A 26,241-nucleotide genomic window follows, 5' to 3' on the forward strand; every position below is an offset into this window, starting at 1 on the left:
GTAATAACCCCGGCCTCGTCGTAGCATTCCTCAGCAAAATTGAGATTGAGAATAATTATTATTTCCTCTGTGGAGAGTGCTATGACGTTCTGGGGTAAAGCAGTGATCTTTGCTGGCGGTTTGTTCGCGTCGGCCAGCCTGCTGGCGGCACCGTTTGTGGTGGAAGATGTCAGCGGCCGTAAGGTCGAAATCAAATCCGAAGTGAAACGCGTGATCCTCGGTGAAGGGCGGCAGATCTACCTGCTGGCGGCCTTTGATACCGATGCACCGTTCCAGCGTGTGGTGGGCTGGCGCGACGATCTGCCAAAAGCGGATTTTGACAGCTATCAGATCTACGCCAAAAAATATCCGTCCATTACTTCACTACCGACCTTCGGCGGCGCGAAAGATGGCACCTTTAACGTTGAGCAGGCGCTGACGCTGAAGCCCGATCTGGTGTTGATGAACCTGGAATCGAAAGCGGCCACCGATGAATCTAAACTGACGGAAAAACTCGACAAGCTGGGCATCCCGGTGGTGTTTATCGATTTCCGCGAAAAGCCGTTTGAGAACGCGGTGAAAAGCATCCGCATTATGGGGCAGCTGGTTGGTAAACCTGAACGTGCGGAAGAGATCATCGCCTTCCGTCAGCAGCAGATCGATATCGTCACCGAACGCCTGAAAAACTATCAGGGCCCGCGTCCTAAAGTGATGCTGGATCGTGCCGGTGGCTATACCGAAGAGTGCTGCATGTCCTTCGGCGACGAAAACTTCGGCCGTATGGTCGAAGTGGCAGGGGGAACGAATATTGCCAAAGGGCTGATCCCAGGCACCTTCGGTACGCTGAATCCTGAGCAGATTATCGCTTCGCGTCCGGATGTGGTGGTGGTGACCGGTGCGAACTGGAAAAACTACAATACGGCCGGTGGCTGGGTGGGTGTCGGGCCAGGTGCGGATGTGACGCTGGCGACCCAGCGTTTAACCGCCCTGATGGCGCGTCCGGCATTCCGTACGTTGCCGGTGGCCACCAACGGTAACGCACACGCTATCTGGCATCAGTTCTACGACAGCCCTTATCAGTTTGTCGCGATTCAGATGCTGGCAAAATGGCTGCATCCGGAGTTGTTTAAAGATATCGACCCGGACGCTACGTTCCGTGAGTTCCATCAGCGGTTCTTGCCGATTGATTATCAGCCAGGTTACTGGGTTACCCTGAAACCGACGCCATAAATCTCTGAACAAAGGGTGCGATTCGCACCCTTTGTTCATTATGGAGGTTATCAATGAGCTGAAGCGATTATCCTGGAATAATCTTTATCCAAACTCATATCTGCTAACACGTTTCCCGCCCCCGTCGTCTTCCTTTGTCGCCTATTCTATCCCCCGCAGAAAATAAGGTTTTATGCTGCAGCACTGGCCCCTGTGCGGGCTGAATACCGACTATTCACAGGAAGAAGACAATGGTAGATCATGATGATGTTGCCCGTGGCAGGCGACGTTTCCTGCAACAATCGCTGGCGTTTATCCCGCTGGCTACGGTGGTGGGACGCGGAGTCGCTCCCCTCAGTGCGCAGGCTGCCCCGGCGCAGGGCGTCTCTCCTGGCCCGGTTCCTTTGTGGTTTAACCCCCGTGAATGGCGCTTTATTATTGCCGCCTGCGGCCGACTGATCCCGGAGGATGCGCTAGGCCCCGGTGCCGTTAGCGAAGGGGTGCCGGTTTTTATCGACAGACAGATGGAACAACCCTACGGCCACGGTCAGCTGTGGTATATGCAGCCACCGTTTGCGGAGGCGATCCCGGAGTTGGGATATCAGTCACCGCTGGTACCGCGCGAGATCTACCGCCGGGGAATCGCCGCGATAGACCAGCACTGCCAGCAGCATGAGCAGGCAGACTTTGCCGACCTGAAACCCCGGCAGCAGGATGCCCTGTTAACGCAGCTGGAAGCCGGTGAACTTAACTTTAGCGGATTGCCTGGCGCGCTGTTCTTTACCCAACTGCTGGATAACACCAAAGAGGGCTATTTGGCTGACCCGCAGCACGGCGGAAATCAGACGCTGGCCAGCTGGACGCTGATCGGTTTCCCCGGTGCACGTGCCGATTATCAGGATCAGATGGATAACCCGAATAAACCCTATCCGCTGCCTCCGGTCAGTATTTCTGGCTATCGGGGGCGCAGCGCATGAGTACAATCAAACACCCCCCGGTTGACGTTGTGATTGTTGGGTTTGGCTGGACGGGGGCGCTGATGGCCCGCGAGTTGGCGGAAACCGGGCTGAATATCCTGGCACTGGAGCGCGGTGAACAGCGCGATACCTGGCCGGACTTTGCTTACCCGCGCATAACGGATGAACTGACCTACGGTATCCGGCTGAAGCTGTTCCAGAACCCGGCGCGTGAGACGGTGACGGTGCGCCACACCTCAGCCGACCATGCCATGCCTTACCGCCGCTTTGGTTCTTTCCTGCCCGGTAACGGCGTAGGCGGGGCGGGGGTTCACTGGAACGGGATGCTGTGGCGGCCTCGGGAAACCGACCTGAAGATGCACAGTACCGTCACCGAACGTTACGGGGCCAGCGTGATCCCGGCGGATATGACGTTGCAGGACTATCCGGTGAGTTATCAGGAGCTGGAACCCTTCTTTGAGAAATTCGAAAAAATCTGCGGCACAGCAGGGCAGGTGGGTAACCTCCGTGGGGAGACCGTCGCCGGGGGCAATCCGTTTGAAGCGCCACGGCGTGCACCTTACCCGACAAAGCCCCTGAAGCAACAGTATGCCGGGCAGCTTTTTGCCCGGGCGGCAGAAAGCCTGGGGTACAGCCCGTTCCCTATTCCGGCAGCCAACTGCACCGAAGCCTGGAAGAACCCTTATGGTGTGCAGCTGGGCGTCTGCAACTACTGCGGGTTCTGTGAACGTTTCGGCTGTTTCAACGGTTCCAAAGCCTCGCCGCAGTCAACTATCCTGCCTTCACTTCGCCAGTTTTCGAACTTTTCGCTGCGCACTCAGGCACAGGTGTTGCGTATTAATACTGATGCCAGTGGGAAAAAAGCCACTGGCGTGACCTGGGTGGATGAGCTGGGGGTACAGCATGAACAGCCTGCGGATCTGGTGATCCTCAGCGCCTTCCAGCTGCATAACGTTCGCCTGCTGCTGCTGTCGGGGATAGGTAAACCCTACAATGCGCAGAGCGGAGAGGGCGTGGTTGGCCGTAACTATGCTTACCAGATGAATGGCAGCCTCAATCTGTTCTTTGGCGAGAAGCATAACTTTAATCCGTTTGCCGCCTCTGGCGTGACCGGGACGTTTATTGATGATTTCAATGCCGGGAATTTTGACCAGAGCGGGCTGGGTTTTATTGGCGGCGCCACCATCGGGGCTGCCACCAGCGGCGGGCGGCCGATCCAGCAGATGCCGTTGCCTGCGGCATCCCCGCAGTGGGGCAGCGGCTGGAAAAAAAGCATCAAACAGCACTATCTGCACACCATGACCATCGGTTCATCGGGATCGGTCATGCCGTATAAACAGTGTTATCTCGACCTCGACCCGACCTACAAGGATGTCCACGGCCAGCCGCTGCTGCGCATGACGTTTGACTGGCAGCCGAATGAACTGAAAATGACGCAGTTTATGCAAGGCAAAGCGGAGCAGATAGCCCGTGTAATGGGGGCACAGCAGGTTGAATCGGGTTTTATGAAGCCCGGTGACCACTATGATGTGCGGCCTTACCAGTCCACGCATACCACGGGGGGGACTGTGATGGGTGATAACCCGAAAAACAGTGTGGTGAACAAATATTTGCAAAGCTGGGATGTGCACAATTTGTTTGTGCTGGGGGCATCTGTCTTCCCTCAAAATCTTGCCTACAACCCCACCGGTATTGTTTGCGCCACTGCACTGTGGGCAGCGCACGCCATCCGTACTCAATATTTCGCCCAGCCCGGACCGCTGGTGCAGGCCTGACAGGGAGTGAGCCATGAATATCAGACAATACGGTCTGTGTGTGCTGCTGGCAGTGGCCAGTAACAGCATTGCCGCTGTGCCTGAGCGCAGCATCAGTCCGGGGCACTATCTGGCCCTGGCGGCAGATTGTGCAGCCTGCCACACCGCAGAAAAAGGCACGCCTTTTGCCGGGGGACTGAAGATGGATACCCCCATCGGGGCTATTTACTCCACCAATATTACCCCGGATGCACAAACCGGCATCGGTCAATACAGCTATCAGGATTTTGCGCGGGCGCTTCGTGAGGGGAAGGCCCGGAATGGTCATTATCTGTATCCGGCGATGCCTTATACCGCGTTCAGCAAGTTTGACGACCAGCAGCTGCACGATTTGTATGCGTACTTCACACAGGAGGTTCCTGCCGTCCGGCAGGCAAACCGAAAAAGCGATATCCCCTGGCCGTTAAATATACGCTGGCCGTTGTGGGTGTGTAATATGATGTTTCATGACGATGAACGCTATCTTAACGACCCGCTGAAAAGCGCCGAGTGGAACCGGGGCGCCTGGCTGGTGATGGCTCCGGGGCACTGCGGTAGCTGCCACACGCCACGCGGTATAGCGATGCAGGAAAAAGGGCTGGACCACAATGACAGCGCCTATCTGTCCGGAGGAACCATTAACGGCTGGCATGCACCGGATCTGCGGGGCAACAACGTTCGCGGGCTGGGGAGCTGGACGCAGCAGGATATTATCAATTTCCTGAAAACAGGGCAGAACGACCGCACAATGGCATTTGGTTCCATGGCCGATGTGGTGCAGCAGAGTACGCAGCATCTTACGCCGGCGGATCTTAGTGCTATTGCGGTGTTTCTGAAGAGCCTGCCTCCCGGTAAATTCTCTTCTTCGCCAGCCAGTGAAGATTATGCCGAAGCTCAATATCCGGGGGCGGCGCTGTATCAGGATAACTGTGCCGCCTGCCACCGTAGCGATGGTCGGGGATACACTCACACCTTCCCGGCACTGGCAAGTAACCCGGCGCTGTTGGGGGATGATCCTTCGTCACTGGTTTCAATGATTTTGCACGGAGGCCGGGCTGCGGTGACAGAAAGAGCATTGACAGGTATGCGAATGCCGGGATTTGGCTGGCGGCTGACGGATCAACAGGTGGCCGAGCTGAGTAACTATGTGCGCAACAGTTGGGGAAATCAGGCCAGCGATGTGACGGCGGAGCAGGTGAAAAAATTGCGGAAAGGGGAGTAAAAGAGCAAGAAAAGGAAAAAAACGTCGTCCCTGAAAAAGGGGCGACGTTTGTCAGCGATTACGCCTGGTGTGCACCAGGTTCGCTCAGTTTCTGCAAATCTTTATCCACGAAGAACAGGGCCTGACCGCTGTTACCCACCAGTGCCAGTTTATCCAGTACAGATTTGAACAGCTTCTCTTCCTCGTGCTGCTCAGACACATACCACTGCAGGAAGTTAAAGGTGGAGTAGTCCTGGGTGGTCATGGCTGCGTGCGCCAGTTCGTTGATTTTAGCGGTGATCAACTGCTCGTGCTGATAAGCCTGCTCCAGCACTTCGTGCAGGGAGTTGAAGGTGACCGGTGGGGCTTCAATGGTGCCCAGTACCGGCATCGCGCCCGTATCGCTCAGGTAGTTGAACAGACGCTGCATGTGCTGCATCTCTTCTGTGGAGTGCTCACGCATAAACGCAGCCGCACCCTCGAAGCCTTTGTCGTTGCACCATGCGCTCATCTGCAGGTACAGGTTGGCAGAATAGAATTCCAGATTCAGTTGATCGTTCAACTGAGCGGTCATTTCATTAGTCAGCATGGTGACTCCTTTAACATTATATTTTGCGATTTATTACTCTCAATAATTCATGTTACAGGGACAGAGTGAATGTTTCTGTAACGTGAAGTATAACGAGTAAAACAGGTGATTTCTGCGCATTATGCACGCAGATTGATAAAATAAAAACCGTTTTATATAGCATAGGCTAATTTTATTGTTATCGCCTAAGAGTATGATTGGTAAGTGATAATCATTCCATGATGAATATAAACAGTTCTGCTTTTTAAATGATTATGATAACTATTCCTATTAAAATATAAATTGGATCAATATTACGGAATGAGAATTAATCCGTAATAGGTTATTTCTTATAAGGTGTTATTTTTACAGAGAATGAACTGCCTTTATCCGCCAGGGATAAAGGCAGTTATGGTTTACTGCGGCTCGGTGACCAGACGGTCGAGGATGGCCTGAGCTGTTTTAATATCGGTCACCAGTGCGTTGATCATGCCGGAACGTACGGCACCAATAATACCGGCGGCTTTCTCTGCCGTGGCCGCCACCCCGATGCATAACGGGGTCTGACGAAGTTGGTCTGGTGATGCTGCAATCATCCGCTGTTCGCCCTCCCAGTGCAGCACTTCCCCCTGTTCGGTCACGTAGTGGCGCAGAACATCGCCCGCTGCATGGCTGAGCGCCTGCTCATCAGGGGTGGCCGTGCTGGTTTCGCTGGGGTGGGGCGCATGATGCGTCAGGCCGACGCCCACGATGGCCACGTCCAGCTTATCCCATAGCGAGGTAATTTGTTGCACGCCCGGATCGCAGAGAAATGCATCACGCAGCACCGGCGACGAGATATAGGGCGCGTGCAGGAAATGCGGCGTTCCCTCCATCTGTTCTGCGGCCTGGCGCACAAATTCGTTAATCTGAAAATGCGCTGCCGCCTGCTGCATACCGCCGTTGAGTGCCACCGTCATCACCCCCGGCAGGCGCGGCAGGCCGGATAGCGTCACTTCACGTACCGCCCGTCCCCAGCCAATGCCCACGACCGAACCACTGACCAGGTCGGCCTGCTGAAGCAGCGAGGCCAGCGGCGCATTCAGGGCACTGAGGATATTGGCAGGTGGGGAATCCACCACGGCAGCGGTTTTTAACCCCAGCCGGGCAATCAGATCCGCCGTGATCTCCTCAGGGGACGTCAGCTCAATCACCTCTATTCGCACAATCCCCGCCGCGCGCGCTTTGGTCAGCAGACGCGAGATCGTGGCGGTGGACACGCCCAGTTTTTTAGCGATATCGACCTGCGACATATCGGACTGATAGTGCAGCTTCGCCACCATATGCATCATTGCCCGCGTGGTGGCGGGATCTTGTAAAAGTGGCTCTTTCAGGGTTGTAATTCCTTTCTGCAATGTATTACACTCAGTTCATCGGTTGGAGAATTATTGCTCAACACCAGCAAAATTGCAACGTGCACAGGTGGCTGAAACCCCTGACAGGACTGGAGATTCACCGGCAACAGCCCGGCGTCGTGCACACAGGCTAAAGGTAACTTTCGGGTCGTCTACGACGGCTTTTTTACCCTGTAATCTGTATAGGAGTTCACCCTAATGTCACACATGTCCACTTCTGAACTGCGCGGTTATCAGCAAATTTGCGGCAGCAACGGCGCGATGCTGGTGATTGCCTGCGACCAGCGCGGTGCGATGCGAACGCTGTTAAGTGCCGATCCCGACCAGCAAAAAGCCATTTCCGAGCAGCAGCTCGGCGGTATCAAGGCGGATATCACCCGCTATCTCGCCAGTCAGGCTTCCTGCGTGCTGGTGGATGCCGTCTGTGCTGTACCGGATCTGGTGGATCACGGGATCATCAATCGCGATACCGCTCTGCTGATTGGCCTGGATGCGTCGGGTTTTGATACCACCCCGGAAGGCTACCGCAATTCACGCCTTGTGGAGGGCATCAGCGCCCGCCGCGTGCGCGAGCTGGGCGCTAACGGCGGTAAAATTATGGTCTATTTACGCGCCGACCGCCCGGATGCGAATCAACATAACCTCGATATTCTGCGCCACTGCATCGAAGACTTTGCCCGCGAAGATCTGCTGCTGGTGGTGGAGTTTCTTACCTATCCCCTGCCGGAAGAGACGGACGACGCGTATAAAAGCCGTGTGCCGTCACTGATCTATGAAGGCACCAAACTGTCACTGGAGCTGGGTGCCAAAGTGCTGAAGATCCCGTATCCTGGATCGGCTAAAGCTTGTGCCGATATCACCGAGCTTGCCGGGGATGTGCCCTGGGCCGTACTCTCGGCGGGAGTGGATCATACAACTTTCCTGACCCAGGTGGCGGATGCTATGAGCAACGGCGCTTCCGGTGTGATTGCCGGGCGTGCATTGTGGAAAGACTGCATCTCGCTGGACCGCCGTATCACCCGCGAAAAACTGGAAACGCTGGCCATCCCACGCCTGCGTGAAATCCAGGCGGTGATCGGCAAGTACTTCCATGCCCGTAGCACAGAGGAAAAAACCAGCCATGCCTGAGCAGCCCGTTTTGCAGCACTCTGCCCCCCGGAACCACGGTAAACGCCTGGTGATGGTGAACGGCGTACCCGCATCGGGAAAAAGCCATATCGCCACCCGTCTGTCGACGGCGACCGGTTGGCCACTGCTGACGCTGGATCAGATTAAAGAGCCGTTTATGCGTCAGATTGACGGTATTGACCGCCCGATGAACCGTAAGCTGGGCATTGCCGCTTATCAGGTGATTTGGTCGATTATTGCCGCTGCCCCGGCAGGTAACACCTTTATTGTTGATGCGTGGTTTGGCTTCCAGCCAAAAGCGGATCTGTCAGGGTTTATCGACGCGGCGGGCATTGATCGCATTGCTGAGATCTGGTGCCAGATCCCTGGTGAGATGGCAGCGCAGCGTTACAGCAGCAGGCTGGGCGCAAGGTTGCCGGGACATCCGGGAGCGGAATACGTGGCAGAACTGCAACAACTGGCTGACCGCGCCGAACCGATGCAACTCGGGCCGGTATGGGTTGCCGATCAACGCAGCGAGATCGACTTCAATGGGTTAATTCGCTGGACGCAGGAGATCGTGAATCAGGCTTAGTTAATTTATTCGCCTCTGCCAAAAATAAACAGGATTAATCCTGAATATTTACGGCGTATTAAATAAAGAGTGTTACCACTGGTGTAATTAACCAGGGCGAAGCTATGGTTATTAATCTAATTAACTGATGTTTAATAATTTATTATTAAATAAGTCATATTGATCACGTTTTTATCATTCTGCGGAAAGTATAGTGAATTAACTTGCTGAATAATGAACAGGGCGACGATGTATGTTAACCGACTGGATTAATGACAGTAACCTGAAACTGTTAACGCATACGGATAACTGGCGTAAAGCCGTTGAGATTGCATTGCAACCGATGATCGATAATGGTGCAGTACAACCCCGATACCTTAATGCTATTTATGATATGCATGAACAGATTGGTCCCTATTATGTTCTGGGTGAAGGTATTGCGATGCCCCACGCCCGGCCAGAGGAAGGGGTGAATCATACGGCACTCTCCTTATTAATTATTTCTGAGGGTGTGAACTTTGGCAGTGAAGATAATGATCCGGTGTATGTAATATTTGCACTGGCCGCTATCGATAGCCACTCGCATATTGAAATGATCGCCAGCCTGTCGCAGCTTTTTTGCCAGGACGGCGTGGTCGAACAGTTAAGGCAGGCACGGGATAAGTCAGCGGTACTGAACATTCTGCAGCAGTTCTGAACCGCCGTCAGGGCTGGGATGCCCGTCATCATACCCGCAGTCAGAGGTCGCGGACTTACAGACACTTAATTAAGGTATGCCTGATGAAAAAGTTATCTATTCTGGCCGTATGCGGTGCCGGGCTGGGCAGTAGTTTTGCCTGTGAAATGAGTATTGAAGCGGCACTGAAAGATCTGGGTGTGGATGCCGACTTATCTCACTGTGATATTTCCAGCGCGACCTCATCGCGTGCAGATATTATCATGACCGGTGAAAATTTCCGTTCGCAGTTCCAGCATTACACCATCAATTCCACCATTATTTATCTTAAGCGTCTGGTGGATAAGAACGAAATAAAACTAAAACTAGAGCCGATCCTTAAAGAGAAAGGCTATCTTATCTAATTTTTTTTAAAAATCCGATTAAATCCAAAATGGTTTACGTCGCCTTCGGCACCTTAAATCATAAATAATATCTACCCAAAATAATTCGAGCCAACACATCTGTAGCTTGAAGTATGAAGGGTATATGTGAAAGTAAACAGGGGAGTTCTATGTCTTTCCTTACCTTTATTGTCCATGATGTTCTGGGGCAGGCGTCTATCCTGATCTCTTTAATTGCCATGATTGGCCTGATTGCTTTGCGAAAAAGCCCGGGCCAGGTGATCACCGGAACATTAAAAACGTTACTGGGTTTCTTAGTGCTGCTGTCGGGTGCCAGTATTATTGTTGCCACATTAACCTTCCTCGGCGATATCTTCCAGAAAGGCTTTAATATGCGCGGTGTGGTGACCGATGTGGGTTCCATCGCCGGTATCGCCCAGCAAACCCTCGGGCGTGAAACAGCCCTGATTATGGTGGTCGCCTTTGTCGTCAATATTCTGATCGCCCGTCTGACGCGCTACAAATATATCTTCCTCACCGGGCAGGCATCGCTGTGGATGGCGACCGTCTGCTCGGTGATTGGTTATATGGGCGGGCTGCGCGGCGTGGAGCTGATCCTGCTTGGCGGGGGCATTGCCGGGGTGATGGCGGTATTGATGCCCGCGATTGCCCAGCCGATTGTGCGTAAGATCACCGGCGGTGATGATATTGCCCTCGGCCACTTCTGTACTATCGGCTATATGGTGCAGGCGGGTGTGGCAAAAGTGACCGGCGATGTCAGCAAAAGCACTGAAGATGTGGAGCTGCCGCAGGCGCTGTCCTTCCTGCAAGACACCTATCTGTCGATGATGGTGGTGATGATCCCGATCTACCTGATCCCGGCGATTGCCGCAGGTCCGGAAGTGGTGGCCGCCTCCTCTAATGGTGTGAACTACCTGGTTTATGCCTTCCTGCAATCTATCCAGTTTGTCGTCGGTGTGTACGTGCTGCTGGCGGGTGTGCGCCTGCTGCTGGCTGAAATTGTCCCGGCGTTTCGCGGTATTGCGCTGCGCATCGTGCCGGATGCGGTTCCGGCACTCGACTGCCCGGTGCTGTTCCCCTATGCGCCTAACGCGGTGATCATCGGCTTTATTTCGACCACCATTGGTGCAGTGATCGGCATGTTCCTGTTCCCGTGGGTGGGGCTGGCGATGATCCTGCCGGGCATGCTGACCAACTTCTTTGCCGGGGGTACCGCCGGGATCTTTGCTAACGCCGTGGGTGGACGGCGCGGTGCGGTGATTGGTGGCGTATTCCACGGACTGTTTATCACGCTGCTGCCCGCGCTGTTACTGCCGCTGCTCGGCCAGTATGGCTTCCAGAACGTGACCTTTAGCGACTCGGATGTGATCGGTGTCGGGCTGGTGTTCGGCCATATCCTTAACTTCTTCCATTAATGAATCAGGAGGTTTTATGGACGCAATTGAGAAGATCTTACAGCAGGAACTGCCGGCTAAAGCCTGTGCTGACGCGCTGAATGAGCTGGGTAAGCAGTTTATGGCGCAGCAGGACAGCGACAGTGCCATCCAGTGCTGGGAGCAGAGCATGGCCCGCTACGGGAAACCGGGTTTTGCCCAGGCCCAGCTGATGAAGGCCTGGAATGCGAAGCGTCGCGCCTGTTCACTGGCGGGTGACGGCAAGGGCGTGGAGCTTTACTCAGAGAAAATCGACGGGTTGATGCAGCAGAGTAAGGATGCGATCCGCTACGGTTTTTGAACACGGACCATAAAAGGACCGGGCATGCCCGGTCGCTACGGTTGTGGTGCGGTTTTGCCGCGCGGGGCATGGTGGTCCCGATTTTCGTAGGGGTCAGGCATGCCTGACCCGTATTTCAACTGACCCAAATTTGACTATCAGAAATCCATCTTCACGGTGAACTGCACTTCACGCGGATCGCCAATCTGGTTGGACAGATTGTTGGTGGCGATCGACGAGGTATAGTACGTCTTATCGAACAGGTTCTTCACGTTTACCTGCAAGGTCACCGGGTTCTGCGTTTTGATCTTATAAGACGCGAATGCATCCGCTACCGCGTAGCCCTGTAACGAGTAATCCTCGCCATTGTCACCGGAACGACGGCTCACCGCATGACCGCCGCCGCCAACGGTCAGCGTATTGCCGCCAATCACGTTGTGGAAGTCATAGGTCAGGAACAGTGAACCGGTGTGACGCGGCACGTTAGGCAACATCTTGCCCTGATAATCCGGGTCTTCCATCACCTTAGCATCGGTATAACCGTAGCTGGCAATGACGTTGACGTTCTGCGTCAGCGCACCCGCCACATCCACTTCTACCCCACGCGAACGCACTTTCCCGGCGGTTTTCGCCACGCTCTCGCCGTTAACCGTATCGGTATACAGCACGTGGCTCTTATCGATATTGAACATTGTCACGTTAGCGGTCACACCGCTGAACAGGTCAAACTTGGCACCCACTTCATAGGCGGTCGCGGTTTCCGGCGGCAGCTCACCGATGTAGCTGGCAATCGAATACTGCGGCATAAACGAACGCGAAACGTTACCGAAGAACGAGATATTCGGTGTGGCTTTATACACCAGACCAAATTTCGGCACCCACGCGCTGTCGCGGCTGTCAGTATTGACGTTGAACGGGCGGCCTTTACCGGCATATTCGGTAAAGGTGGTGTAGCGCATGGCGCTGACCGCAATCCACTTATCGGTCAGGTAGAGCGAGTCCTGCACGTAGCCGGAGTAACTGACCTGCTGGATGCGCTGGTCGCTGTCGGCGGCCGATACCGTGGTGCATTTCCCGGTAGTGCCGTAGGACGGGGTGTAAATATTGAAATCTTTCACGTTCTTACAGCGGATCATATCGGTGCGCAGCAGATCGTAGTTCTCATACGACAGCCCGGTCAGGATCTCATTATAGAAACCGCCGATGACCACGTCGCCCTGGAGATCGAAACGTGCGGAGTGCTGGCGCTGGGTCGATCCCTGGGTGGCATCGACACGACGCGTCAGGTTGCCGGTGGCGGAATCATAGGCCATCACGCGCGCCTGATTATCGCTGTATTTGTCCTGGCTGAAGCTGTAATCGAACTTCGCCGTCCACTGATTATTGATGCGGTACTCGGTATTCAACTGGGCCAGATCCGACTCACCGTCGGTAATGTTATAGGCTTCATCGAAACGGGTTTCGCGATTCACATCCACCGCATGGCCGGTATCCAAATCGAAAATGGTGCCGCGGTCGAACGGGGTGCTGTAGTTACGGTGTGAGTAAGCAACGGTCACTGTGGCATCATCGCCAAACCAGGTCAGAGACGGGGCAATAAAGCTGCTGCGTTCTTTGCCGAAATTACGCCAGTAATCTTCATGCTGATAAGAACCGATCAGGCGGTAAGCAAGATTGGTGCCTTCAATCGGGCCGGTAACATCCACGCTGCCGGTGCCGCCGCCAAAGCTGGTGGAGGTGGCCTGAATCGAGCCACCGAAGGTTTTTTCCGGGCGTTTAGTTATCACATTGATCAGGCCGCCGGGATCGAGAATACCGTACAGCGTTGATGCCGGGCCTTTCAGCACTTCAACGCGATCGGTTGCAGCGTTAAAGCTGCGCGGCAGCACGGTTTTCAGGCCGTTGGTCATCACCGAACCATCACGGTTGCTACCAAAACCACGGCGTACAAACGCGTCCTGAGTGCCGCCGAGGGTGTTGGTCTGAACCACGTTACTGACGTTGTTCAGCACTTCATCCAGCGTGGTAGCGTGCTGATCCTCAATCACCCGGTCGCTGACGGTGTTCACCACCTGCGGAATATCCAGCAGCGGGGTATTGGTCAGCGTGGCGGTGGAAGAGTTCAGCGGCTGATAGCCGGAGGTCATTGGCTGGTCGGCATCGGATACTTTCGCTTCGACCGTCAGCGTGCCGCTATCATTGCTGCTGTCGGCATCGCTTTTGTTCACGTTGCTGGCTGGCGTGACTGCTGCCATCGCTACCGGCGTTGTCAGCACCCCGATAAAGAGCATTGAAAACAGTACGCGCCCTTTTTTCCCCAGAAAAGAAGGTGATAATTCAGTCATTTATTGTATTTTCCGCAAGCTTTCTCATTCCCTGTTGAATGAGAAAAGGTGTGTTGTCTTCATTGCCCGATGGGTTGCGTCACGCGCAGTCCTATCCGTTAAACCCGGTGTTCATGGCTCGGATATGTAATTGAGAATCATTCAAACACGCCGTTATGTAGTAGTAAATGTAAAAAACATCAAAAAAACAGACAGGCTGATTACCGCTGAATTATCACATTCGCATTGCGGGTATTATTTTTTAATCTTTTGATAAATAGGTTAAATAATTTCATATCCAGCATCTTTTTATGGCTTTTATAACCGGGTATCGCTCTGTCAGTAAGCTGTCTATTATTTCTTGACTACTACAGGCATTCTACGCATGATCGAGAAAACGAATGAGATTTATTTTTATTTAAGGCGTACGCGCGCGCTGGCCCGTTTGCCACGCCGTTGCGGTGCAGGAGCGGTAGATGCCACAGCGGGTGGAAAAGACAGCAGGCGCACTCCCGGCGTCCGCAGAACAGGGTATTGTCCTCGACAAACTCTCTGCCGGTTATGGCAAAAAAATCATTGTTGACGGTGTCAGCCTGACCATCGAACACGGCAAAATGACCGTACTGGTCGGCGCGAACGGTTCCGGTAAATCCACATTGCTGACCACCATTGCCCGTATGCTGGCGCCTCTCGACGGCTGCGTGCGGCTCGACGGTAAAATCATCCACGATCAGCCCACCAAAGCGGTGGCACGCCAGCTGGGCATGTTGCCGCAATCGCCGCTGTTACCGGATGGATTAACCGTATTTGAACTGGTGTCACGCGGGCGCTATCCCTGGCAAAACTTTATGCGTCAGTGGTCAACGGAAGATGAAGAAGCGGTGCACGATGCCCTGCGGATGACCGGCACGCTGGAGTTTGCCCATCTGCCTGTCGACAGTCTGTCCGGCGGCCAGCGCCAGCGCTGCTGGATTGCGATGGCGCTGGCACAGCAAACCGCCACTATCCTGCTGGACGAACCCACCACGTTCCTCGATTTGCGTTATCAGGTCGATATTCTCGAACTGCTGCATGATCTGACGCGACTGCATGGCCGTACCGTTGTCGTCGTGCTGCACGACCTGAACTTTGCCGTGAACTATGCCGATACAGTGGTATTCCTGCGACAGGGGCGCCTGGAGGGTGTGATCCGCGAAGGAGAGCACTGTACACCCGCGTTGATCAAAACGGTGTTTGATGTCGACGTTCAGATGTCGGTAAACCCGCTGACCGGAAAACCCTTCTTTATGCCGTTCCGGGCGCCCGGTGACCGCACCGGATGAGTGATTTTGCTGCGGTGGTACGCCGTCGTCGCGCCCGTTCGGGCGTGGCACTGATCATCCTGCTGGTGGCCCTGCTGGGCTGCGCGCTGATCCACCTCGGTCTGGGGGCGCGTTATATCGGCCCCGGTACGGTATTACAGGCGCTGCTGGAATTTAACCCACGTAACTTTGACCATAAGGTGATCGTGGATCTGCGGTTGCTGCGACTGGTTGCTGCACTGATGACCGGTGCGGTGCTGGGCGTGGCCGGAATGCTGCTCCAGGCGGTGATCCGCAACCCGCTGGGCGAACCCCATATCCTCGGGCTGAATGCCGGGGCGGCACTGGCAGTCGTCATTGCGTCCGCGCTGGGCAGTCAGTGGGGCGGGCTGCTGTTGGGTCGCCCGCTGATTGCGGCTGGGGGCGCTGCCGCGTTGTTTGCGCTGGTGATGCTGCTGGCATCCGCCGGGCGTACCGGTCTGACGCCGCTGAAGGTGACCCTCTGTGGCGTGGCGGTCTCCTCTTTTGCCTCGTCAGTCACGGCGGCTATCCTGATCCTCGATGAACAAACGCTGATGGAAATACGCACCTGGCTGGCGGGCGATCTTGCCGGGCTAAGCTGGACGGTGACGCGCGCTGCTGCGCTGCCGGGTGCGGTAGGGATGGTTCTGGCACTGTGGATTGCCCCGCGTCTGAATGTGCTGGCACTGGGCGATGTGATTGCCAGCGGGCTGGGGGTGAATATTGCCCGTACCCGGCTACTGGGGCTGATCGCCACCGCGCTGCTGTGCGGTGCGGCGGTGTCGGTGGCAGGACCCATTGGCTTTATTGGTCTGGTGGTGCCGCATATCGTGCGGCGACTGATCACCGATGATATTCGCCTGGCAATCCCGCTGTCGGCCTTGTGCGGCGCACTGTTGTTGCTGCTGGCGGATATTGCCGCCCGCACGCTGATTGCCCCTCAGGAACTGGCGACGGGCGTGATGACGGCGCTGGTCGGTGCGCCGGTATTTATCTTTATCGCGTCGAGATTTTTTAAATGAAAATGTCGCTTCAACGGGTGGGCTATCGGCGCTGGCAGTGGGGTGCCTTTAGCCTGCTGCTGCGCCCGCGTGCACTGGCCTGCGCTGCGCTGTTGGCGTTGCTGGCGCTGGCGCTGGTGATTTTTGGCGTTACCCAGGGATCGCTGCCCGTCCCTGCATCGGCCATTGGCCGGGCACTGTTCTACCCGCAACCGTTGCCGTCACAGCAGGACTACATTGTCTGGGATATTCGTCTGCCGCGCCTGCTGATGGCCGCCCTGAGTGGAGCGATGCTGGGGATGGCGGGCGCTGCGATGCAATCCATTACCCGTAACGGGCTGGCCGATCCGGGGTTGATCGGGGTGAAAGAAGGCACCAGCGCGGTGGTGTTGACGCTGATCCTGTTGTTCCCATCGCTCGGTCTGCTGTGGCGGCCGCTGGCGGGGATGGCGGGCGGGCTGCTGGTGGCATTGCTGGTGGTGGCACTGGCGCGGGATTTCTCGCGTCCCCGTTTTATTCTGATCGGCATCGGCGTTTCCTGGGCATTCTCGGCTGGGATAGGGGTATTTATGACCACCGCCGACGTGCGCGATGTGCAGACGGCGCTGGTGTGGATTGCGGGCAGCCTGCATGCCGCGACCTGGTCACTGCTGGCCGTTGCCGCCTGCTGGGCGCTGCCGGGCGCGCTGATCCTGTTTCTTACTGCCCGTGCCTCTGATGTGGCGCTGCTCGGTAATCAGGCGGCCAGCGGTCTGGGCGTGCGGCTACAGCATCTGGCGTTGATCCGCTTTGCCGCACCAGTCCTGCTGACGGCGGCCAGCGTCTCGTGCGTGGGCAGCCTGGGGTTTGTCGGGCTGATCGCCCCGCATATGGCGCGTTTTCTGCTGCGCGGCGGGCAGGTTGCGCTGCTCAGCGGCAGCGCGCTGATTGGGGCGTTGCTGGTGCTGGTCACGGACACCATCGGGCGGCTGGCCTTTGCCCCGTTGCAAATTCCGGCGGGCATTGTGATTGCCCTGGTGGGCGGGCCGTTTTTCCTGCTGTTGCTCTGGCGCCGTCGTGATGCGCTGTAATCCGGACGAGGCGTGCCTCGCCCCTACTAAAGGAACTGCTATGCGTTTTCTCTTTTCTCTGCTGCTGCTAATCGGGGCTACCGCTGTTGCTGCGGTGCCCACGCAGTCGTTTACCGACGATCTGGGTCGCACGGTGGTCGTGCCGATGCATCCGAAACGTATCGTCTCGCTACATGATCTGGATATCACCATTCCCCTGATTGAACTGGGTGTACCGCCTGTGGCCAGCCACGGACGCACGCGCCCGGACGGCAGCCATTTTTTGCGTTCAAGCGGTCTGCTCACCGGGGTGGATTTCGATAACTCGTCCATTCAGTTTATTGGCACTGCCGATATGGATATTGAAGCGATTGCTGCGGCCAAACCGGATCTGATCATCACCGAGCCTGCCCGTAATGTGGCGGTTGAACAGCTGGAGAAAATTGCCCCGACGGTCAGTATTGACCACCTTAAAGGGGGCGCTCCGCGTATCTACAGCAAGCTGGCGCAACTGACGGGCAGCCAGGCACAGCTCGCGATTCTGGAACGCCGCTACCAGGAGCAGATCAAACAGCTTAAACACGTGGTGGATACGCAGCACATTACCGTATCGGTATTACAGGCCAACAATGGCAAGCTAACCGTGCATCACAGCTACCATTCGCTTGGGCGGGTGCTTCGCGATGCCGGTTTTCGTTTTCCTCCGTTGGTGGACGCGATCCCTGAGGGAGGAAGAGTCGATGTCAGCGCAGAAAGACTCCCTGAATTGGATGCAGATTATATTTTTGATACCTGGCGGGCTGATACCGGAGGTAAACCTGCTGATGAGATCGCCGATATGAATCGGGTCATGCCGGGATTCTGTGATTTCTTACGCGCCTGTCGCGAAGGGCATTACATTTTATTGTCACGCGACGAAGTGATCTCGAACTCTTATGCCTCGCTGGGGCTGCTGGTGGCACAGGTGCAGTCGCATCTTTCCGGGCGCACGCTGCCGGAAAAAGCGGGGCAACCATGAGTTTGTCTACCGGGCGCAGGCGTGTGGATCTGTACGGTGAGCGTTTTCGCGCACGTGCGCATCAACTCTCCCCACGGTTATATGCGGTGGCCAGCTATATCAACGAGCACCGTCATGTGGTGCTGGAGAATACGGCGATGGAGATCGCCGCTGCGACGCAGAGTTCAGATGCGACGGTAATCCGGGCCATGCAGGCGCTGGGTTTCGCCGGGTTACGTGATTTAAAGCTGACTATCGAGCGTTTCCTGGGGCCAGGGATCAACTCAGCGGAGAAGATGAATACCACGGTCAGCGCGCTGTCCTGCGATATTAATGCCAGCATTGATTTTGTGGTGGAAGGGCATCAGCGTGCTTGTGAAGCGCTAAGTGAACCGCAGAATCGTCGGGCGATGGCACAAGCCGTCGCTCTGCTGGCCGAGGCGCGACAGGTGGCGATTTTTGGGATTGGGGCTTCCGGTATTCTGGCTGACTACACGGCGCGATTATTAACGCGTATCGGTACGCCTGCGTATGCGCTGAATCGCACCGGAATTTTGCTGGCGGAACAGTTGTTAGATCTCCAACGCGGCGATGTACTGATCATGATGGGGCAGAAATCGGCGCATCGCGAAGGGCTCACCACGCTGGCCGAAGCGCGCCGGCTGGGGATCCCTGCCATCTTACTGACCAATGCGCCCGACTCCCGTTTTAGCCGGGAAGCGCATACGGTGATCACCGTGCCGCGCGGCGGGGAAAACGGCAAAGTCCCTCTGCACGGTTCCGTCCTGCTATGCCTGGAGATGCTGGTCATGTCGCTGGCGTCTACTGCACCGCAGAAAACCATGAAGTCGATGAAGCGCATTCAGGATCTGCATCGGTCGATTGGTAAATCGGGGGGGAAGAAGGGCTAAAATACCGGGCTGTAGGTTCAGGAGATCGGTGAGCGTTATGGGCAGAACGTCGGGACGCCGTAAACCCCTCCCTGGGGGCTCCAGCTGCCGCATCCATGCGGCAGAGGCCCGACTAACCTGTCCCATAACGCTCACCTTTACCAACATTGGCGTCGCGGTTGACATTCTTAACAGCAACACCGGAACGTCAATGCCACCGGGGGTATCCGGGTTAGCGGACCGTTGAGCGCAGGGATGCGCGAACACGAGCCCCCAGGGAGGGGTTCACGGCGAGTCCGCGTTCCGGATATCCCCGGTAAGGCTGTCATCAGCCTTACCGCAACACGTTACAGATCCGCACCGTTGCTGGCGATCACCTGCTTATACCAGTCGAAGCTTTTCTTCTTCGAACGCGCCATGGTGCCGGTACCGTCATCGTTTTTATCCACATGGATAAAGCCATAACGTTTGTTGTACTGGCCGGTGGTGAATGACACGCAGTCGAGGCAGCCCCATGGGGTGTAACCCATCAGATCAACGCCATCTTCCAGTACCGCAATTTTCATCTGCTCAATATGTGCCTGCAAATAAGCAATACGGTAGTCATCGTTGATCTGACCATCGGCTTCAACGGTATCGTAGGCACCAAAGCCGTTCTCAACGATAAACATCGGCTTCTGATAGCGTTCCCAGAAGGCATTCAGCGTGTAGCGCAGGCCGACCGGGTCAATCTGCCAGCCCCAGTCGGAGGCTTTTACATGCGGGTTCGGACGGCTGCCCGGGAAACCTTCAATATGACGACCGTCGTCGCTGTCTTTCGCAGAGAACTGCACCGCATTACTCATGTAGTAACTGAAGCCCAGATAGTCAGCACAGCCATCACGCAGCGCCTGCTCATCGCCCGGCTGCATCTCAATCTGGTAACCCTTACGCTCCCACTCTTTCAGAATGTACGATGGGTAGTAACCGCGCAGGTGCACATCACCGAACAGATAGCGCTCACGCATCGATTCCTGCGCGAACATCACATCATCCGGGTGGCATGACCACGGGTAGAGCGGCACAATCGCCAGCATGCAGCCGATCTGCAAGTTCGGGTTGATCTCGTGACCCAGTTTTACCACCTGCGCACTGGCAACAAACTGGTGATGCAGAACCTGATACATCGCCTGCTCGGGTTTTTCGTGGTCGTTAAAAATCACCCCGGAGTTACAGTAACCGAACAGCGGATAACGCCAGTTACGCTGGTTATTGATCTCATTAAAGGTCATCCAGTATTTCACTTTGTGCTGATAGCGCTTCAGTACCACTTCGCTGTAACGCACAAAGAAATCCACCACTTTACGGTTCAGCCAGCCGCCGTACTCTTTCACCAGATGCTCAGGCATCTCGAAGTGGGAGAGGGTGATCACCGGTTCAATATTGTATTTCAGCAGTTCATCAAACAGGTCGTCGTAGAACTGTAAGCCCGCTTCGTTTGGCTCCAGCTCGTCGCCTTTCGGGAAAATGCGCGTCCAGGCAATCGAGGTACGGAAACACTTAAAGCCCATCTCGGCAAACAGCGCGATATCTTCTTTGTAGCGATGGTAGAAATCCACCGCCAGGTGATTCGGGTAGTGATGCGCCGGGTCAATGCCATCGGTGATCACGCGGTCCACGCCGTGCGCGCCGCCGGATAAGACATCGACAATACTTGGACCTTTACCGCCCTGGTCCCAACCGCCTTCAACCTGGTGTGCCGCAACCGCGCCGCCCCATAAAAAATCTTTTGGTAATTGCTGCTCTGACATAATCCATCCTTTCTGGTGAGATTAACAACGTCTTAATGATGCGGGCGAGGCGTGCCTCGCCCCTACAAATCCCCAACGATTGATGCCGGGATTTAATACTCGATATCTTTATTTAAATTCGCCCCGTTGGTCTGGATCACGCGCTGATACCAGCTAAAGCTTTTCTTACGGTAGCGTGCCAGATCCTTCAGGTCGTGCTCATCACGGTTAACGTAGATAAAGCCGTAACGCTTGCTGATCCCCTGATGCGTACTGACCAGATCGATCGCTGACCACGGGCAGTAACCGAAGAGGTCGACGCCATCGCTGATCGCTAACTGGAGTTGCTCAAGATGGTCACTGAGATAAGCAATACGGTAGTCGTCATACACTTTATTCCCGGCGGCCAGCTCGTCAAAGGCACCGAGACCATTCTCAGTGACAATCAGCGGCAGGTGGTAACGATCGTAGATCTCGCGGGCAGTGATGCGGAAGCCAACCGGGTCAACATACCAGTTAAACTGATTTTTCTTCAGATGCGGGTTATTGGTGCCAACGTAAACGCTTTTATCGATACCGGCCATCTGCTGGTCAACTTTCTGGTTGCCTTCCCCTTCATCGCTCAACTCGGCGGCAACGGTCGCGGAGGCATAATAGTTGAAGGCGATAAAGTCAGGTTTCGCCTGCTTCAGCAACGCCATCTCGGCATCGGTAATCGTTGGCAGCCAGCCTTTCTCCTGCATAAAGCGCCAGGCAATGGTGTTGTAACGGCCATAACAGGCGAGGTCGAGGTACAGCCAGTTGCGAATAGAGGTGAAGTTATTCGCCGCCAGCACGTCTTCGGGCTTGGAACTGGCCGGGTAGACGCAGGAGATATTCGGTGCCGGGCCGATTTTTGCCGCAGGCAACATCTCGTGGCAGGCGATCATCGCCCGCGCCTGCGCCAGCATCATATGGTGGTTCTGTTGATACAGGGTTTTGTGCGGGTCCGGTGTGCCGGCGGGCAGCGTACCAATGACATCCCCTTTGAGGATCATCATGTTCTGCTCGTTTATGGTCAGCCAGTATTTCACCCGATCGCCGTACAACTCAAAGCAGGTGCGGGCAAAGTGCTCAAACGCCGCGATGGTGGCGGGATCGGACCAGCCACCTTTCTCCTGTAACGCCCAGGGCAGATCGAAATGGTACAGCGTGACCAGCGGCTCAATCCCTTTGTCGGTGAGTGCGGTGATCAGCTTCTGATAGAACTCAACGCCTTTGGCATTGATCTCACCGGTTCCCTGCGGGAACAGGCGGCTCCAGGAAATAGAAAGACGGTAGGTTTTCAGGCCCAGTTCAGCGAACAGTGCCACATCTTCGGCAAAGCGGTGGTAGTGATCGCTGGTCACAGTGAAGTCTGTCAGGCGCGGATCGAAACGGGCTTTATCAATGACCGAGGGTCCTTTACCGTCCTGGTTCGACGCCCCCTCTACCTGATAGGCCGAGGTGGAAGCTCCCCATAAAAAACCGTCAGGGAAGGGCGATAGCTTGCGGTATTGCATCCTGTTCTCCTTGCGTTTTTGACGGGTCAGGCATGCCTGACCCCTACGAAATACGTGCAGGGCGAGGCATGCCTGACCCCTGCGAAATACGTGCAGGGCGAGGCATGCCTGACCCCTGCGAAATACGTGCAGGGTGAGGCATGCATGATCCCTGCGAAATACGTGTAGGGGCGAGGCATGCCTCGCCCAAGATTATTTGGCCTGTTTCAACGCCTGCACTTCACGATGCAGGATGATGATCTCTTCCGCTAGCTCACGGCACAGCATGGCGTTCATCAGGTGATCCTGCGCATGGACCAGAATCAGGTTCACCGGCACCTTGCCGACCCCTTCATCAGCACCAATCAGCGCCGTCTGGATCTTATGCGCGGCTCTGGCAGCGGCTGTCGCGGCCGTCAGCTGTGCGTCCGCTTCCTGCCAGTCATAAGTCCGTGCTGCACGCAGCGCCTGCATTGAGCAGGAGCGGGCTTCGCCGGCGTGAATGATGAGTTCCATTACGGTGGTTTCCATATCCATGATCAGTTCTCCACGGCTTTCAGTTCAGTATCCGACGGGGTTGGCTTCTCCTGCTTCAACAGCTCGCGCTCATACATTTTGAAGAAGGGATAGTAAATCAGCGTTGATACCACAATCAGCACGCCCACCAGAATCACGGCGCGGAAGTCCCAGCCCGTTGACCAGGCGGCACCAATCGGGCCGGGTGTGGTCCAGGGGGCCAGCGAAACCACGTGGTTCACCAGGTCAGTACGCGTGGCCACCCAGGCAATAATGGCATTGACCAGCGGTGCGGTAATAAACGGGATAAACAGCAGCGGGTTCATCACCACCGGGGAACCGAAGATAATCGGCTCATTGATATTGAACATACTCGGCACCAGACCCAGCTTGCCGATGGAGCGCAGGTGTGCCGAACGGCTCCGCAGATAGAGGAACACCAGGCCCATGGTGGAACCGGAACCGCCCACCACGATAAAGAACTGCCAGAATGGCTCAATAAAGATTTGCGTGATCGGCTGGCCTGCGTTTAATTCCTGCTGGTTAATGCCGAGGTTGGTCAGCCAGAAGGCCTGCAAAATCCCACCGACGATCACCGCACCGTGGATACCGGCAAACCACAACAGATGGCACAGCAGCACGGCAATCAGTACCGCTGGCAGTGAGTCAGACGCGGAGATAATGGGTTTGAAGATCGCCATAATCGCCTGCGGCAGCAGCATACCGAACTGATCCTGTACCAGCAGACTGAGGGGGAACAGTGTCAGGAAGATGGCAAGGATCGGGATCAGCAGATCGAACGACTGGCGAATTTTCGGCGGAACCTGCTCTGGCAGCTTAAAGCCGATATGGTGTTTTTGCAGGAAGTGCATCAGCTCAGTGGAGTAGAGGCTGACGATAATCGCCGTAAAGATCCCTTCTCCCCCCAGCGAACCCACAGGAAGTGCGCCATTGCCCTGCGGCGCGGCGACCAGCAGAAACGACATTAGCGACAGACAGGCGGCCATAAAACCGTTCATCTTATAGCTGATGGCGAGGTTATAGGAGATGGCGGCGGCGATATAGACCGCCATAATGCCCATCGTCATATTGTAGGGCATCATGATTTGCGCTGAATGACGCTCCACCATGCCCAGCCACCACTGAGCAAAAGCCCACTGGCTGTCGGCACCGAACGGTGGATGAGCGAACAACAGCATGAACGAACCCACAATCAGGAACGGCATCGACGAGATAAAGCCATCTTTGATCGCCACCACGTGGCGCTGGCTGGAGAGCCTGGCCGCGATCGGGCTGATGCGATTCTCGATCACGCCGAACAGGGACTCGCTGAAGCGACTCATTTGGCGGCCCCGCCGTTCTGGATCATCAAGAGGGCGTCTGCGAGGATTTTTTCGCCGTTCATCATGCCGTAATCCATGGTGTTGATCACGGCGATCGGCTTGTTGAGTTCATCGGCCAGCGGCTTGAAATCCACCAGCTTGTATTTGATTTGCGGGCCGAGCAGGCAGCAGTCGTAATCGGCGATCTGCTCAACAAACTCGTCCAGCCCAACCGCATTAATCTCCACGGCAATATTTTTTTCTTTAGCGGCTTTTTCCATACGCTGCACCACCATGCTGGTGGACATACCTGCGGCACAACAGAGTAAGATTTTATTCATGGTTGTTCTCCGGTCTAGGTTTCTTTAATAGATAGCTGAAACTGACCTGTTTCTGCAACCGGTTTCATATTCAATAATTTGTTCTGTGAGCGGGATCGCATCGGTCAGAGACAACGCAGGTGAAACAGCAAAATTGTGCGGGTAATGGATATATCACCAATAACGTTACAGGCAGGTTTAAACGGATTTTTTCCGTAGTAAAAGGCGAGAGTCAGATGAGGTGAAAACGTCACTAACAGACACTAAAGCTAATAATTTCATTGTGTTATCATATTAGGTATGGGCGCACGATAAAACAGGTTATTATAACAAGCAGAACTTAGCTTTCAGGAAACCATGATGATTACCATGCTGGATGTCGCAAAAAAAGCCGGTGTTTCAAAAGCCACGGTTTCACGGGTGCTGGCAGGAAATAGTTACGTCAGTAAAACCACGCAGGATCGGGTATTTAAAGCGATTGAAGAAACTGGCTATCGGCCTAATTTGCTGGCACGTAATCTGGCGACCAATAAATCACAAAATATCGGGCTGGTGGTCACCAATACCTTATATAACGGTCCTTATTTTAGTGAGCTGTTATTCCAGGCGGCAACGTTAACCGAGCAGCATGGCCGCCAGCTGTTACTGGCCGACGGTAAGCATGATGCCCGTCAGGAGCGCCAGGCCATTGAGTTCCTGCTGGATCTGCGCTGCGATGCGATCATCATCTATCCCCGTTTCCTCAATACCGCCGAACTGGATGAGATTATTGAGCAAACCCGCAAGCCGATTATTGTGGTGAACCGCCAGCTGGAAAAACATCCTCAGCACTGCGTCTTTGCCGCCCATGAACAGAACACCCTGGACGCCGTTAATTATCTGGTTTCTCAGGGGCACCGTGATATTGCCTTTATTTCGGGATCCGACGGTTCGCCTACGGGCATCAGCCGCTTGAAAGGTTACCGTGAAGCGCTTCAGGCGCACCATATCGCCTTTAACCCGCAGCGGGTGGCACAGGGCAGCTGGTCGCTCCAGAGCGGCTATGAAGCCGGTCTGGAGCTGCTGGCGCGCGGCGCTGAGTTTACCGCGCTGGTTGCGAGTAACGATGATATGGCCATCGGTGCTGCCCGGGCGCTGTCTGCCGCGGGAAAACGCATTCCGCAGGATGTGTCTCTGCTGAGCTTCGATGATATTCCGATGGCATCGTTTTTTGTTCCACCGCTCACCACGGTTCATGTCCCCGTTGGAGAGATGATCCGGCATACGCTGGAAAAGTTGGTACTGATGCTCGATGGGCAGCCCGGTGAGCCGTTACCGGCATTTAACGGCCAGCTTATCGTGCGTGAATCAGTGGTGGCGGGGCCTTATCTGGGGCGAACCTGACGTTTCAGTTGTTGCAGAATGATTGGCCCGAAAAAAATCAGTAATTTTACTGATTTTTTTTGGCGCCCATTTGCGCTATTATTCAGAGCGATTTTATCTAAGCCAATATTGTTAAGAAAACATTGTTAAGTAACGATGATTTAATTATCGTTTTTATAAGTATTATCTTATCGCTAAATACTGCACTGGACTGTGTTGAGAATATTCCTACCTTACTGGCGCTACAGGAGTTA

24 protein-coding genes are annotated in these 26,241 nt (G+C 55.1%); 16 read left to right on the top strand and 8 right to left on the bottom strand.

What is annotated here, in order from left to right; genetic code table 11:
* Positions 1-81: 81 nt before the first annotated feature.
* The 4 genes from WH277_RS09505 to WH277_RS09520 all read left to right on the top strand — a co-directional run bounded on the left by WH277_RS09505 (position 82) and on the right by WH277_RS09520 (position 5,180).
* A complete protein-coding gene (locus tag WH277_RS09505; protein ID WP_133843718.1) occupies positions 82-1,209 on the top strand; it encodes an ABC transporter substrate-binding protein in 1,128 nt (375 codons plus the stop codon).
* 230 nt (positions 1,210-1,439) lie between these two features.
* Positions 1,440-2,165 carry a gluconate 2-dehydrogenase subunit 3 family protein gene (locus WH277_RS09510; protein WP_133843716.1) on the top strand — a complete coding sequence of 242 codons (726 nt, stop codon included), beginning with the start codon at positions 1,440-1,442 and terminating at the stop codon, positions 2,163-2,165.
* Positions 2,162-3,940 (top strand): GMC family oxidoreductase, encoded by a 1,779-nt coding sequence (locus tag WH277_RS09515; RefSeq protein WP_133843714.1) that lies wholly within the window; start codon positions 2,162-2,164, stop codon positions 3,938-3,940. The genes WH277_RS09510 and WH277_RS09515 overlap by 4 nt, the downstream gene beginning before the upstream one ends.
* Positions 3,941-3,953: 13 nt before the next feature.
* A complete protein-coding gene (locus WH277_RS09520) occupies positions 3,954-5,180 on the top strand; it encodes a c-type cytochrome (protein ID WP_339505417.1) in 1,227 nt (408 codons plus the stop codon).
* A gap of 58 nt (positions 5,181-5,238) precedes the next feature.
* Here WH277_RS09520 and ftnA read toward each other — a convergent pair whose 3' ends face one another.
* Both ftnA and WH277_RS09530 read right to left on the bottom strand, forming a co-directional pair.
* Positions 5,239-5,748 carry a non-heme ferritin gene (gene ftnA / locus WH277_RS09525; protein WP_133843710.1) on the bottom strand — a complete coding sequence of 170 codons (510 nt, stop codon included), beginning with the start codon at positions 5,746-5,748 and terminating at the stop codon, positions 5,239-5,241.
* Between the two features lie 395 nt (positions 5,749-6,143).
* Positions 6,144-7,121, bottom strand: coding sequence for a sugar-binding transcriptional regulator (locus WH277_RS09530; RefSeq protein ID WP_244290481.1), 978 nt, complete (start codon positions 7,119-7,121; stop codon positions 6,144-6,146).
* A 198-nt stretch (positions 7,122-7,319) separates the two neighbouring features.
* On the opposite strand from WH277_RS09530, the gene WH277_RS09535 reads away from it, so the two are divergent.
* The 6 genes from WH277_RS09535 to WH277_RS09560 all read left to right on the top strand — a co-directional run bounded on the left by WH277_RS09535 (position 7,320) and on the right by WH277_RS09560 (position 11,616).
* A complete protein-coding gene (locus WH277_RS09535) occupies positions 7,320-8,249 on the top strand; it encodes a tagatose-bisphosphate aldolase (RefSeq protein ID WP_159337375.1) in 930 nt (309 codons plus the stop codon).
* On the top strand, positions 8,242-8,823 hold the full coding sequence (locus WH277_RS09540; RefSeq protein ID WP_166653728.1) for an AAA family ATPase: 582 nt from the start codon (positions 8,242-8,244) through the stop codon (positions 8,821-8,823). Before WH277_RS09535 ends, WH277_RS09540 begins: the two co-directional genes overlap by 8 nt.
* Before the next feature lie 232 nt (positions 8,824-9,055).
* Complete coding sequence (locus WH277_RS09545; RefSeq protein WP_133843704.1) at positions 9,056-9,499, top strand: PTS sugar transporter subunit IIA; 444 nt, start codon at positions 9,056-9,058, stop codon at positions 9,497-9,499.
* Between the two features lie 83 nt (positions 9,500-9,582).
* Positions 9,583-9,882, top strand: coding sequence for a PTS sugar transporter subunit IIB (locus tag WH277_RS09550; RefSeq protein ID WP_133843702.1), 300 nt, complete (start codon positions 9,583-9,585; stop codon positions 9,880-9,882).
* Between the two features lie 149 nt (positions 9,883-10,031).
* On the top strand, positions 10,032-11,297 hold the full coding sequence (locus WH277_RS09555; RefSeq protein WP_133843700.1) for a PTS sugar transporter subunit IIC: 1,266 nt from the start codon (positions 10,032-10,034) through the stop codon (positions 11,295-11,297).
* A gap of 16 nt (positions 11,298-11,313) precedes the next feature.
* Positions 11,314-11,616, top strand: a complete 303-nt coding sequence (locus WH277_RS09560) for a hypothetical protein (protein WP_133843698.1) — start codon at positions 11,314-11,316, stop codon at positions 11,614-11,616.
* 137 nt (positions 11,617-11,753) lie between these two features.
* On the opposite strand, the gene WH277_RS09565 is transcribed toward WH277_RS09560, so the two are convergent.
* Positions 11,754-13,940: a TonB-dependent siderophore receptor gene (locus WH277_RS09565; protein ID WP_133843696.1), complete on the bottom strand. Its 2,187-nt coding sequence runs from the start codon at positions 13,938-13,940 to the stop codon at positions 11,754-11,756.
* Positions 13,941-14,395: 455 nt separating this feature from the next.
* On the opposite strand from WH277_RS09565, the gene WH277_RS09570 reads away from it, so the two are divergent.
* From WH277_RS09570 to WH277_RS09590, 5 genes are read left to right on the top strand one after another with little or no spacing between them, the layout of a single operon-like run.
* Complete coding sequence (locus tag WH277_RS09570) at positions 14,396-15,241, top strand: ABC transporter ATP-binding protein (protein WP_133843694.1); 846 nt, start codon at positions 14,396-14,398, stop codon at positions 15,239-15,241.
* Positions 15,238-16,263 carry a FecCD family ABC transporter permease gene (locus WH277_RS09575; protein ID WP_133843692.1) on the top strand — a complete coding sequence of 342 codons (1,026 nt, stop codon included), beginning with the start codon at positions 15,238-15,240 and terminating at the stop codon, positions 16,261-16,263. Before WH277_RS09570 ends, WH277_RS09575 begins: the two co-directional genes overlap by 4 nt.
* Positions 16,260-17,312: a FecCD family ABC transporter permease gene (locus WH277_RS09580; protein ID WP_339505421.1), complete on the top strand. Its 1,053-nt coding sequence runs from the start codon at positions 16,260-16,262 to the stop codon at positions 17,310-17,312. Before WH277_RS09575 ends, WH277_RS09580 begins: the two co-directional genes overlap by 4 nt.
* A 40-nt stretch (positions 17,313-17,352) precedes the next feature.
* A complete protein-coding gene (locus tag WH277_RS09585; protein WP_339505423.1) occupies positions 17,353-18,309 on the top strand; it encodes an ABC transporter substrate-binding protein in 957 nt (318 codons plus the stop codon).
* Positions 18,306-19,199, top strand: coding sequence for a MurR/RpiR family transcriptional regulator (locus WH277_RS09590; RefSeq protein WP_133843687.1), 894 nt, complete (start codon positions 18,306-18,308; stop codon positions 19,197-19,199). Before WH277_RS09585 ends, WH277_RS09590 begins: the two co-directional genes overlap by 4 nt.
* 326 nt (positions 19,200-19,525) lie before the next feature.
* On the opposite strand, the gene WH277_RS09595 is transcribed toward WH277_RS09590, so the two are convergent.
* From WH277_RS09595 to WH277_RS09615, 5 genes are all read right to left on the bottom strand, one after another.
* Positions 19,526-20,968 carry a 6-phospho-beta-glucosidase gene (locus WH277_RS09595; protein WP_133843686.1) on the bottom strand — a complete coding sequence of 481 codons (1,443 nt, stop codon included), beginning with the start codon at positions 20,966-20,968 and terminating at the stop codon, positions 19,526-19,528.
* 92 nt (positions 20,969-21,060) lie between these two features.
* The gene (locus WH277_RS09600; protein ID WP_133843685.1) at positions 21,061-22,488 is read right to left on the bottom strand and encodes a glycoside hydrolase family 1 protein; all 1,428 of its coding nucleotides are present in this window, start codon (positions 22,486-22,488) and stop codon (positions 21,061-21,063) included.
* Between the two features lie 192 nt (positions 22,489-22,680).
* Complete coding sequence (locus WH277_RS09605) at positions 22,681-23,004, bottom strand: PTS lactose/cellobiose transporter subunit IIA (protein WP_133843684.1); 324 nt, start codon at positions 23,002-23,004, stop codon at positions 22,681-22,683.
* A gap of 2 nt (positions 23,005-23,006) precedes the next feature.
* Positions 23,007-24,326 carry a PTS sugar transporter subunit IIC gene (locus WH277_RS09610; protein ID WP_133843683.1) on the bottom strand — a complete coding sequence of 440 codons (1,320 nt, stop codon included), beginning with the start codon at positions 24,324-24,326 and terminating at the stop codon, positions 23,007-23,009.
* Positions 24,323-24,646, bottom strand: a complete 324-nt coding sequence (locus WH277_RS09615; RefSeq protein WP_133843682.1) for a PTS sugar transporter subunit IIB — start codon at positions 24,644-24,646, stop codon at positions 24,323-24,325. The genes WH277_RS09610 and WH277_RS09615 overlap by 4 nt, the downstream gene beginning before the upstream one ends.
* Positions 24,647-24,982: 336 nt before the next feature.
* Between WH277_RS09615 and WH277_RS09620 the strand changes: the two genes are divergently transcribed.
* Positions 24,983-26,008 carry a LacI family DNA-binding transcriptional regulator gene (locus WH277_RS09620; protein ID WP_159337380.1) on the top strand — a complete coding sequence of 342 codons (1,026 nt, stop codon included), beginning with the start codon at positions 24,983-24,985 and terminating at the stop codon, positions 26,006-26,008.
* The last annotated feature ends 233 nt before the right edge of the window (positions 26,009-26,241 follow it).

Source organism: Erwinia sp. MYb416 (assembly GCF_037479575.1).
Classification (GTDB): Bacteria; Pseudomonadota; Gammaproteobacteria; order Enterobacterales; family Enterobacteriaceae; genus Erwinia; species Erwinia rhapontici.